Below are 11550 nucleotides of genomic sequence, written 5' to 3'. Positions count from 1 at the left end.
CGCTGATGCCGACGCCAGTGCTGACGCAAAGCGCGGACGCCGATGCCGATGCTAGTGCCGACGCCAGTGCGGATGCCGATTCCGATTCTGATGCCGACGCCGATGCCGATTCCGCTGCAGCTGCGGGCTCTGCTACAAACATCGTGATTCAAAATGTGACGTCTGGTGATAATACGGCGAATAATCGAGTTAATATTAGACGAAAAAGTGAATAAGTAAGAAAAAATGAATAAGTGCCTGTCACTACCCCCATTATGTCTAGGATCTCTACATGATTCGGATGGTGACAGGCACTTAAGCTATAGACTATCATTCTCTCTGCAGTTTCCTTTTCTCACTTCTTCTTTTCAGTGTGCTAAAACGATCTTATGCCCACCACATCTCTCCTGCCGGCTCTCTAATCAACACATCATTTAAATTCTTAACTGCTCTGGAGAACCCTTCGTCAATCGACATAATCGCATCTTCATGTTCAATGCTAACAACATAATCATAGTTATACATACGAAGAGCACTAATCATATCAGACCATTCTTGCAGGCTGTGACCACACCCTACACTGCGGAATGTCCATGCACGTGTTTGAACATTTCCATATGGCTGCATATCAACCAACCCATACATATTCACATTATCTTGATCTATATAAGTATCTTTAGCATGGAAATGATGAATGGCTCCAGCTTTTCCTAAAATTTTAATTGCTGCGACAGGATCAATACCTTGCCACCACATATGACTCGGATCAAGGTTTGCACCAATTGCATCGGATGTTGCTTCGCGTAGCTTCAACATCGTGTATGGCGTGTGAACAAGGAAACCTCCATGAAGCTCCAAACCAATCTTCACATTATGGTCCTCAGCTAGTTTACCGATTTCTTTCCAATAAGGAATTAATTTATTCTCCCATTGCCATGTTAGAATATCAGCATACTCAGTAGGCCAAGGGACAACAGGCCAGTTCGGCTGTTTGGCATCTTCACTATCTCCTGCTGTTCCAGAGAAGGTATTAACGACCGGAACTTGAAGAAGAGAGGCAAGTTTAATGGTTTTACGTAAAACCGAATCACATTCTTTGGCAAAAGCTTGATCTGGTGAGATCGGGTTGCATGGCAGCTCGGAAAAAGTGCCTGGCACGACCCGTATTAAGGTGCCTGTCCGCTGTATCATATCGATAAGGTCGACATGATATGGGGGCAGAGACTGAATCAACCTAGCCTTTCATTTAATATCTATTCACAATACGAACAGTTTGATGGCCAGAAAATAGCTGAGCTTCACGTTCGATATTCGCTTCTGTTTCTTCTTCAGTTCCTTCCGCTACTCTAATTTCAATGACACTTCCACTCACACGAGCTTCTTTTACTCCATCTAACTTTTCGATTTGCTTTATTGTATGTTGGACAGTGACTTGGTTTTCCTGAATTTGGTTGGGACCTGCTATTGGATCATGGTCAGATAATAAATCTCGATCCCCTGCTCGGTACATCCCCCCATTATCCTGAGCCACCCTCATTCGTCCTTGGTCGTTTCTATCCGCATCAAGAAAGCCTCTCCCTTGACCTAAGTCAGTCCCCCAATTTTGTGGAAGCTCATTACCTAGTCCTGCCCTCTCCAAAGTTGAGTCTTGCTTATTATTACGTTCATTCAACATATCTGTATCATTCTGATTTATCCCTAAAATCCCTTGACGCTGGCCATCTGCTCCAACACCAGCTTGATTATCTGCCCCACATCCTGAAAGTCCAGTTACTATTAAGCTAACCATTGCAATAGTTAGAGTTATCTTTTTCATGTTAGAATCCTCCCTTTTTTAATTAAAATGCCTCTAGGAGGGATTTTTACTCTCTTAGTTCTTTATTTTCTTAAACGTGCCTAGCACACAGTTCTGCAAGCTGCGCAGAGCACCCGTTCGAATTGAATTATTTTTCCACGATCAAGAGGCATACATATTGTTCCAATTTAAGCGCATCCTAACTGTTGTTATAAAATGCTGGATAAAACCTGATCATTAAAGGAGTAAAAATCAGATGACAAAGATGAAAGCAGTGGGATTGTATCGGTATCTCCCTATCTCCGACCCAGAAAGCTTATTAGATGTTGAAATACCAAAGCCAACACCACAAGGCCATGACCTTTTAGTCCGAGTTCTGTCGATTTCAGTGAATCCGGTTGATACAAAAGTAAGGCGTCCAAAGGATCGTGTTGAAACGGAACCGAAAATACTTGGGTGGGATGTTGCGGGTATTGTTGAAGAGACTGGACCCGACACTACGTTGTTTAAAAAAGGGGATCCCGTTTTTTATGCAGGTAGCGTTACTCGACCAGGAGCCAACAGTGAGTATCATCTTGTCGATGAAAAAATAGTAGGACGTAAGCCTAAAACTTTATCCTATCCAGAAGCAGCTGCGTTACCCCTTACTTCCCTAACTGCTTGGGAAGCCTTATTTGATCGATTAGGTATACCAGAGACCGGAAACGAGAACACGAATCTATTAATTATTGGAGCTGCTGGAGGAGTTGGTTCAATAGCCATTCAATTGGCAAAAAGGGCTAATCTAACGGTCATAGGGACAGCTTCTCGACCAGAGTCAACCAACTGGATAAAAGAACGAGGTGCCGATTATGTCATTAACCACTACGAGGAATTTGTACCGCAACTGAAACAAATAGGATTGGAACATGTCGACTATATTTTATGTCTGAACCGTACCGACATGCACTGGGATAATATGGCGAAAGTGATTAAACCTCAAGGGAAAATTTGCTCCATTTATGAGACCGATGAGAAATTAAACTTATATCCCTTATTTAATAAAAGCGTTACATTTGTCTGGGAACTGATGTTTACACGTGCCATGTTTGGTACTCCCGATATGATGAAACAACATGAAATTTTAAATAAGATTTCAGATCTGATTGACTCTAATGTCCTTAAAACGACCGTGAATGAAGTTCTTTCTCCCATAAATGCGGAAAATGCACGAAAAGCACATGCTATGTTAGAGGAAGGGAAAACGATAGGAAAAATCGTTCTTGAAGGGTTTTAAAATTATGTGAACCTAATAGTATTTCTTAGCGTCGTTCTATCCAGTAAATGACTTTGTATTCTTAGTAGTTCATGTTCAATATATGCTCCCTTTAGATTTTGAAAGAATTAAAAGAATGGAACTGGCTTATCCAGCTCCATTCCATATCTTGTTAATTTACATTTTAATTGAATCCATCATAATTACTCGGTCTACAATACTATGTAGCCTGTTTTCATCCCATGACTTCCAGAATTGATCTTTCTCTTCTAAAAAAGCATGAGTTTCCCCCATGCTTTTCTCCTACCTAAAAATCAACAACAATTAAATCCGCTAAGCCAATTTCATTTTTCAAATACTCGACAACTTCTAAATGCTTCGGGTGGGGGCCAAAGTTTTCAAGTGCTTGTTTGTTCTCAAACTTCACGGTCATCCCCACGTCATATCCTTGATTTCGATTAGAAAAGTTTCGTCCTTGTTGAATATCGATAATACCAGGGATTTCATCCTTTAATTTCAGTGTTTTCTCAATAAGCTTATCTACCTGTGTATCTGTTACTTCTCTTGAGAATTTAATCAATACAATATGGGTAACCATACTAATTTTTGCCCCTTTCTTTTTTGAAAAAAATAAAGCCCTGCTAGTGTCCAACTAGCAGGATATCACCAGATGTCTCCCTCTTTTATGCTGCTTTATTTTCAGAATCACGATTTTTACTGAACTGCTTTTCAAGGATAAAGTAGAGTACCACTCCGACAATGAGAGCATGTGTCGCCCCGTAAGTAGCCAACACAATCGCTGTGACCATCGCCACTCCTCGACTCACGTCTGTTTTCACATAGCTTAATCCTAAAGTGATACATAGATAGCCTGTTAAGATAAGTGTAATCGATAGGGCGATTGGTAAAAATGGTTGAAACAACGTGACTAACGGGAGAATGAAGCACCCTGCCGTCAATGAAATAACGAGTGTATTCGCGCCTGAATATACCGATTCCATCGCCTTTCTTCCATATGTATATCGTTCGACAACAGAAGCCGTCCCAGCGGTAAAGATCGGACCCGCTAAACCAGCGTGTGGGGCAAATAAGCCATGAACAAAGTTTCTTAAAAAAGCAACAAGGTGCAGCTTTGTTACATCATAATCAATTACTTCATCTTTTCTCACCTTTTCTGCTCGCTGAACAAGAGATGTTCCTACGATGATATCCCCGTAAGCGATAATGTATCCCATGATGGCGATTGGAATGGCAAGCATAAAGACTTCCATACTAGGAAACCCAACGACAAAAGGCGTATACATCCACATCTCAGCAAAGTTAGGAACCGTAATGCCCCATTCCACATTTGGTGATGGATATTCCTTTACGACCCAGCCAATAAAAATCGCCATTAAAATCGCTGGCATAATTCCAAAATTCGCAACGACTCTGGCTATCTTGCTTTTTTTGTATAACGATTTATAAAAGCCAGAGAACATCATAAACAAACAAAAGAGTCCACCAATAATTAATGAGATCGGGGTTTCAGCAAGACGTCCCCCTGGTTGGAATTCCCCAATTAAAGCCGCTAATCCAGCTCCAATTAATATACCTGCTTTTAAGGAGGACGGTAATGTATGGACGATGATTTTTCCAAGGCCCGTAATCCCTAAAATTAAAAAGATAGCTGCCACTAAAAGATGAACAGCGACTAACGCTTGAATCGCCTCAGGTCCAGGTTCAAAGTTTCCTAGAAAGATCACGAGTAACGGAATCAATGGTGTAATCAATCCTGGAACAAAGGGGGTTCCTAATGCCGTTTGAACAAGCATTAGGAGGTGAAAGACGATCACGACGGCAAGCGCCGCATCATACGACATTCCTACGTGACTTTCTAGTATAGGAATGATACTTAATCCTATCGAAAATAGAACAAACCCTTGGATGATCTCCGGCATTTCCAATCTGTAATGAATGAATGGAAGTCTAAATTTAAAAGGACCGATTGGCCAGTAAGGAAGTTCTTCTCCGTTTTTTCGTTTATTTAATGCCATTGGTCGACTCCTTATTCCATTAGACTGTCATTTTATTTAATCGTTCTTTATCAAACCCAGCAATTTTCTTATATTTGTTTGAAATGCTTTCAAGTTCCTCTTGAGAAATCACATCGTGTAAATGCTCAAACCCATTTGGTGCACGTTCTTCGACAATTTGCATAACAACCTCAGGACCATTTTGGCGGTTACTTCTCACAATTGATGCTGTCGGTTCTAAACGAGCTTGCTCATAAGCACGAAGAGCACTTGCGACATCATCCTCTTCTGCTAATGCAATCCCTAAAGCATCAGCATCAAGAATCGCTTGTGACGCTCCGTTTGACCCAATTGGATACATTGGATGCGCTGCATCACCTAATAAGGTGACTCTTCCAAAGCTCCACTGTGGCAATGGATCGCGGTCAACCATTGGAAATTCATACACATCCTCTGTCTCTTCAATTAATTTCGGGATGTCTAGAAAATCAAACTCCCAATTAGCAAAATCAGGGGCAAACTTTTGTTTGTCAATTTTCTTATTCCAATCCGTACGAGGAGGAGCCTCATCGTTGATCGTTAACTCAGCAATCCAATTAACTAGTGATTTCCCTTCTGCTAGTGCATCTGGACAGATCGGATAGGCAACAAATTTTTGGTCCTGATAGCCTGACATGATCATCGTTTTACCTGTCAGAAACTGAGAAGACTCGGTTAGACCTCTCCATAAAATTCGCCCACTGAATATTGGATCTCCTTCATTCGGATAAAAGGCTTTCCTTACAACCGAATGAATACCATCCGCTGCAATGAGCATATCAGCTTGATAGGTTCCTAGTTTTTGTCCCGTTTTTCGATCCTCAAATTGAACTTCAACCCGGTCATCATAACGTTCAAAAGAGCTTAGGTGATGCCCAGTGATCACAGCCTCTTCTCCTAATTCCCTCTTCACCGCATTATATAAAATCATTTGCAATCTTCCTCGGTGGATTGAGTATTGCGGCCACTTATACCCTGAAGCAAGCCCACGAGGCTCTTGCCATATTTCCTGACCATATTTAGAAAAATATCTCAATTCGGCTGTTTTTACTCCTGCCTTCTCTAATTCATCCGCCAATCCAAGCTCGGTTAACACACGTACTGCATGCGGGAGAAGATTGATCCCTACTCCTAATTCTCGAATTTCTTGAACACTTTCAAACACTCGCACTGACGCACCACCGCGGTAAAGTTTTAGGGCAGTAACAAGCCCTCCGATTCCTCCACCGGCGATAATGACAGATTTCTTAGTTGTAGTCACAAAAATTCCCTCACTTTACAATTTTTCATAATTATCTCATAAGTCAGCATTGTCTGTATACACCCATTTTTTTATAAGCTTATCTTCTAACTGCAAGCTGATGTCGCTTCATGAGCTCCGTCAATCCGATCATAGACATGAAAAAGTCCTCACACTACTCGGGGAGGACTTTTTCGTTATTTATTTTTGGCAATCTCTTTTCTATTAGGTGCAATCGGTGGTTGCTCTAACCATTTATTCTTAGTCATAAGATTGAACCATTCTTTCGTAACCATTAAATTTTTAAGGATGATCTTTTCATATGCCACCACAAGATCTATACGCATAGCTGCTGAAAGTCCTGTCCCATGATAAGCTTGGGAAGACTGCAACAAAAATCCGATATGATACAGCATTAGCTTATCAGAAAAAGGAGATTCCTCAGATGTCGTCACTTCGGACTCCCAAGATGTTGGAATAGGTAGCTGATCTTGATGAAGGATTTTTGTTAGTGATTGAATTTGCTTGTCAGACGTATGTTGTGCTGACTTTAAGAAGTCCCTCACTTCTTCTGAATTCGTAACCTGACTAAATCCCATTGATAGTGACTTTTCTAAAATTTTCTTTTTAATGTTTAGCGATAGTCCAATGATTTCCGTTGCCGCTAACGGACGTTGATCACCAAAAAAGCCATCTAAAAACTGTTGACCAGAAACAAATTCAGGGCTTTCGTCAGGGTAAAAGTACGGATCTCTTTGAAAATGCCCTTTTTCTAAAAGAAGCTCAGTCGTTTGATGATACATTTTCTTTCCTTCATTATCACATGCATCATAAAATTCTCGTAAATCTTTTCTCACAGAAGAGGTAAGTGACGTCATATGACCTAGTAAGCCATGCAACGTCATGATATGTAAGTAATGTAAACAAAAAACATCAGAAAATAGTCGTTTTGCTCCCTGCTTTAAATCAGAATCATTAAATCCAACCGGAATAGGAAATCCATCTTTTTCAAAAAAGGTTGTAATCGTATTTTTTTGTTTTTCAGATACCTGAATCGCTTCTTGAAAAAGGGCTTTGATTTGCTCATCTTCTATAATAGTGAACATATATTTGTTAATTGTATCAACAGCGGTGCCATTTATGTATTGCGTCCATAGAGTTCCTATTTCTGAAGATGTGAGTTTTAAGTTTTCTTTATCCATACTTTGATCACCTCTTGAAAGAAGCTTTCCCATAATGGATAAAGATTATAAAATATTTTTTGAGGAGAAAGGTGTCCAATCTCTCTTAAGACTAGGAAGGTTCTAGAAAGCACTAAGGGTCGGTTCTTCCTTAAGAACCGACCCCCTACTTATCACTTCTCTTTACACAACTGACAATTCAAATTAAAATGCGTTCGCATATTAGGTGAAGCAAGCCACTCATGTCCGTTGACACATCTCCACCACAGTTTTTTCCCCATTCCATACGTGATCGTTTCTGGACCTAACTCACCATTATTGGTCGGATGAAACTCTTTGGCTAGAGATGGATGGGTGTATACAATTGAATTTTCTATCGATACTTTTTGATTTGAACAATAAGGACAACCGAATCCCCTCTTTGTCCTTAGATGTATTCTTGTTTCCCATTCATGGCCCTTTTTACACTTCCACCATACCTTTTTAGTGGAGGAAAATGTAAATTCTTGTAGTTGTAACTCTTCATTCTTACTTGGATGCCACTCTTCAGCTATTTGTGGATACAACATTTGCAATGAATTATCCTCGCAAACTTTTTTATTCGAACAATACGGGCAACCTCTACCATCCACTCTTTGATAGATGGCTGCTTCCCACTCATGACCTTTACGACATTTCCACCATGCTCTGAAATGACTTCCTTTTGTAAAAACGTCCAGTTTTAATTCACCATTTTTCGTTGGATGCCACTCATCTTCTAGATCAGGGTATAAATATGCTACGCTACTTTGTTTTTTATATTGTTTATAAGACGTTAAGATAGTGGTTCTCTCTTTTTCAATATCCATTAAGCGGATTTTTTCTAAATTTCTCCGCTCTTCTGTCATTAGGTCGTAAGTTGATAAGATATAATCGGCCAAGAAAAGTATGCAATCTTTTAAACTATTTAGATCAGGATACGAGTGTTCGATATATGAGAATCCGTGCATATTTATTGCTGGCAGCCCCGTGTTCCTTACTCTGATGAGCGTAAAATGATTATCTTTAGCGTACCTATTCTTTTTCTCATCTCTGATTACCTGGCTTTTTTTACTATGATAAAAGAGCCCATCATATTCAATCGCCAATCGCAATGATGGAATAAAAACATCGTATTCATAACCGTTGCCTTGGTCCCCTTTTAAATGATAGCGGTTTTGTGTATCTGCAAAAACTTGCTTAAAACAATGAAAGATAACTTGTTCCGGAAAGGACGTTCTTGAATCCGAACTGCATTTAGGGCAACCCTTTCCTGTCGTTCGATTGGCGATACTTGTTTCCCATTCATGTTTCTTCTCGCATTTCCACCATACCTTCCTATCGGAAAAAGGCATTATCTCCTCTGGGTTCATTCCCTTATTTTTGTTATGATCCCATTCTTCTAATACATCTGGGAAAAGTATAGCGAGGTTTCTCTCTTTCGTAGCCAACAATCCACCGCAATAAGGACACCCATTCCCCCGAACCCTGTTATCTATAGTGCTTGTCCACTCATGCGCTTTTTCGCATTTCCACCATACGTTTTTGTGAGAATGAGGTAATAACTGATAAGGATTTAAATCAAGATTTCTCTCATAGTTCCAAGTTTGCAACAGGTTAGGGTGCAAAATAGCAAAGTTGTATTCCTCACTCGGTCTTTTTCTCGTGCAATAAGGACATGAAATTGGTTTATTATTTTTATGTCTACTAGTCAGGGTCGCTTCCCACTCATGTCCGTTTTGACATTTCCACCATACAGATTGATTTGAACTATAACTCATGTTTTCAGGTGTTAATTCACCATTCTTTTGAACATGCCACTCCTTTACCAGTTCAGGTAAACGAGAAGCGAGTGCTTTAGAATGCTCAACATCTAACTTACTGCATGTAGGACATTTTGTGTTTTTTATTGTTCTGTTCGCAATTCTCGTTTTCCACTCATGCCCTTGTTCACATTTCCACCATACCGTATCCGTCATACCATAAGAATAATAATTAGGGTCTTTCAAGTTTTTTTCATAGTCCCACTCTTTGACAAGTTCCGGGTATATTAAGTCCAATTGATTTTCTTGATTCACGTGGCTACTATGGCATTCTAGACAACGTTGACCGTTACAGACGTGAATAATCTTGGCTTCCCAATTATGTCCTTTTTCGCACTTCCACCATGCCTTCTTATGTGATGTTGATCTGAGTTGGTACGGGTCTAAATGTTGGTTTTTCACATAATCCCACTGTTCCATCAATTCAGGATTTGTTGTCACAATTGATGTTTCTTTCGTAGGGAGACGCTTCGAACAATACGGGCATCCAGCCCCTTTGTTCCGGTTATGAATGGATCCTTCCCATTCATGCCCCTCTTTACACAACCACCATACTACTTTCATAGATTTTTCCATAACATCATAAGGAGTAAGGCTTTCGTTTTTTTTATTATGCCATTCTGTCGCTAGTTTTGGGTTAACTGTCGATAAACAGTTATCCTCACATACTCTTAGGTTCGAGCAATAGGGACAGTCTGCTCCTTTTGACCGACTTCCTAAAACTGCTTCCCACTCATGCCCTTTGGCGCACTTCCACCAAGTTTTTTTATTGGAAAATGGTTTAAAATCCGAGAATGCTTTATCGTTATTTTTTGTAGGATGCCATTCTAGCGCTAATCTTTTGTTTCTTTCTTCGTGATCAATCACCTTTGTTTTTCTCTTTTTGCATATAGGACAACCTGACTTCTGCATAGCTCTATTTTTAACTGTTGATTCCCATTCATGTTCATTCTTACATACCCACCAGACTTTCCTATGAGAACCATAAGTAACATCATTCGGACTAATATGTGTGTTTTTGTTGTGGTTCCACTCTTTTGTTAATTCTTTATGAGTAATATCAAGTCCTTTTTTATTTCCCGACATTGCCATCACCTCTCATCCGAAACTACAAGAATTAGAAAATACTATCTTCTCCTAATCATTTAGAGCTAAGAGATACTATTTATACATACCCATGTGTCTACTCACACACTTAAATGTTTAATGCATGATCATCAAGAATAGTGTTTGCTAACGTAACTACAATTAGTATAACAACTATTCTTTAACATTTGGCTTGTATCAGTGAACGTGCGTGATTCTTTTCCTGGTACTTCAACCTTTTTTATCTAGTGTATTAGTAATTATTCCATGAGTACCATAATTGCATATTTCAATTTACGTGAAGTCCATACTCTTCTTCCGGAAGAATCCTCATGTCAGTCTACAAAGAGATAGAGTTTGTCCCATAGGGGGAGATGTGGCTTTGGGAGAAGTTTTCTCATGGTGTTATCTTGGACTTATTCAAGAAAGACTTTAGTCTAAACTAGATCTCTTCAACACTTTCAATGTTTTGTTTATGCACAACAAAAGCAGAGCCCCATGGGTTCTGCTTTTTCTGCCTGGCAACGTCCCGGCTCATCCTTTCTCTTCTAAGGAGAAGGGTATTCGTGTAGCCTTTTCATAGATGTATCTCATGACGGTCTACGAAGAGAACGGGTTCGGACTCAGGGGGGACATGATCGGATTTTTGGCGGAGTTCACTCCCGATGTTTCCAACCCCTCATTCGGAGAAGATGCTGTTCATTCTACACCACTTATAGAGGACTAAAACCAGATTAGATACTGTTAAATATTAAAAAACAGCTTTTTCTTAGTGTTTTTCACAGAGATTGTAAATAAAAAACCTGCAAAACTTATCATGATTTGATTTTATTGTCGAGTTGTTTTGATTTGTTGTCGAGAGTGATGTATTTATTGTCCAGTTTGTACAGTTTAATGTCCAGTTTGTACAGTTTATTGTCCAGTTTGGTTATTTTATTGTCCAGTTTGGTTATTTTATTGTCGAATCTCTTACCGTGTTACGAAGAGAAACAGCTCGTCTTACAGGGGGACATGAGTTTTCTAAGATGTTTACTCATGATGTAACCATCGGCTTATTCGGAGAGAGTGCTGCTCCTCCAGAACAGCGCTCTTCTGCGAATGAGAGTATTGTTTATACAT

8 protein-coding genes and 1 pseudogene are annotated in these 11550 nt (G+C 39.8%); 2 read left to right on the top strand and 7 right to left on the bottom strand.

The genetic code is table 11. The annotated features are described in order from the left end of the window. On the top strand, positions 1 to 215 hold a 215-nt coding region (locus JCM9140_RS24150; RefSeq protein ID WP_175578207.1), incomplete at its 5' end, for a hypothetical protein. A gap of 151 nt (positions 216 to 366) precedes the next feature. Here the strand turns inward: JCM9140_RS24150 and JCM9140_RS20475 are convergent. Together JCM9140_RS20475 and JCM9140_RS20470 are read right to left on the bottom strand one after the other, a co-directional pair. Beyond that, positions 367 to 1110: pseudogene (locus JCM9140_RS20475) on the bottom strand (sugar phosphate isomerase/epimerase family protein); the annotation flags it as partial. Positions 1111 to 1225: 115 nt separating this feature from the next. Next, positions 1226 to 1795 (bottom strand): hypothetical protein, encoded by a 570-nt coding sequence (locus tag JCM9140_RS20470; protein WP_034751045.1) that lies wholly within the window; start codon positions 1793 to 1795, stop codon positions 1226 to 1228. A 235-nt stretch (positions 1796 to 2030) separates the two neighbouring features. Between JCM9140_RS20470 and JCM9140_RS20465 the strand changes: the two genes are divergently transcribed. Next, positions 2031 to 3050 carry a zinc-binding alcohol dehydrogenase family protein gene (locus JCM9140_RS20465; protein WP_034751042.1) on the top strand — a complete coding sequence of 340 codons (1020 nt, stop codon included), beginning with the start codon at positions 2031 to 2033 and terminating at the stop codon, positions 3048 to 3050. A 286-nt stretch (positions 3051 to 3336) separates the two neighbouring features. Here the strand turns inward: JCM9140_RS20465 and JCM9140_RS20460 are convergent, their stop codons facing one another. The 5 genes from JCM9140_RS20460 to JCM9140_RS22845 all read right to left on the bottom strand — a co-directional run bounded on the left by JCM9140_RS20460 (position 3337) and on the right by JCM9140_RS22845 (position 10431). Next, positions 3337 to 3627, bottom strand: a complete 291-nt coding sequence (locus JCM9140_RS20460) for a Dabb family protein (RefSeq protein WP_034751039.1) — start codon at positions 3625 to 3627, stop codon at positions 3337 to 3339. A gap of 85 nt (positions 3628 to 3712) precedes the next feature. Next, entirely contained in the window at positions 3713 to 5065 is a 1353-nt protein-coding gene (locus JCM9140_RS20455; protein WP_034751037.1) for a solute carrier family 23 protein, read from the bottom strand. A 19-nt stretch (positions 5066 to 5084) separates the two neighbouring features. After that, complete coding sequence (locus JCM9140_RS20450; protein ID WP_034751034.1) at positions 5085 to 6344, bottom strand: flavin-dependent oxidoreductase; 1260 nt, start codon at positions 6342 to 6344, stop codon at positions 5085 to 5087. A 176-nt stretch (positions 6345 to 6520) separates the two neighbouring features. Further along, positions 6521 to 7525 carry a DUF3231 family protein gene (locus tag JCM9140_RS20445; RefSeq protein ID WP_034751031.1) on the bottom strand — a complete coding sequence of 335 codons (1005 nt, stop codon included), beginning with the start codon at positions 7523 to 7525 and terminating at the stop codon, positions 6521 to 6523. Positions 7526 to 7677: 152 nt separating this feature from the next. After that, positions 7678 to 10431: a zinc-ribbon domain-containing protein gene (locus JCM9140_RS22845; RefSeq protein ID WP_052002436.1), complete on the bottom strand. Its 2754-nt coding sequence runs from the start codon at positions 10429 to 10431 to the stop codon at positions 7678 to 7680. Positions 10432 to 11550 lie beyond the last annotated feature (1119 nt).

Origin of the sequence: Halalkalibacter wakoensis JCM 9140, assembly GCF_000513095.1 — a bacterium.
Classification (GTDB): Bacteria; Bacillota; Bacilli; order Bacillales; family Bacillaceae_D; genus Halalkalibacter; species Halalkalibacter wakoensis.
The sequence above is the reverse complement of the archived record's forward strand: the minus strand, read 5'-3'. Positions and strand labels throughout refer to the sequence as shown.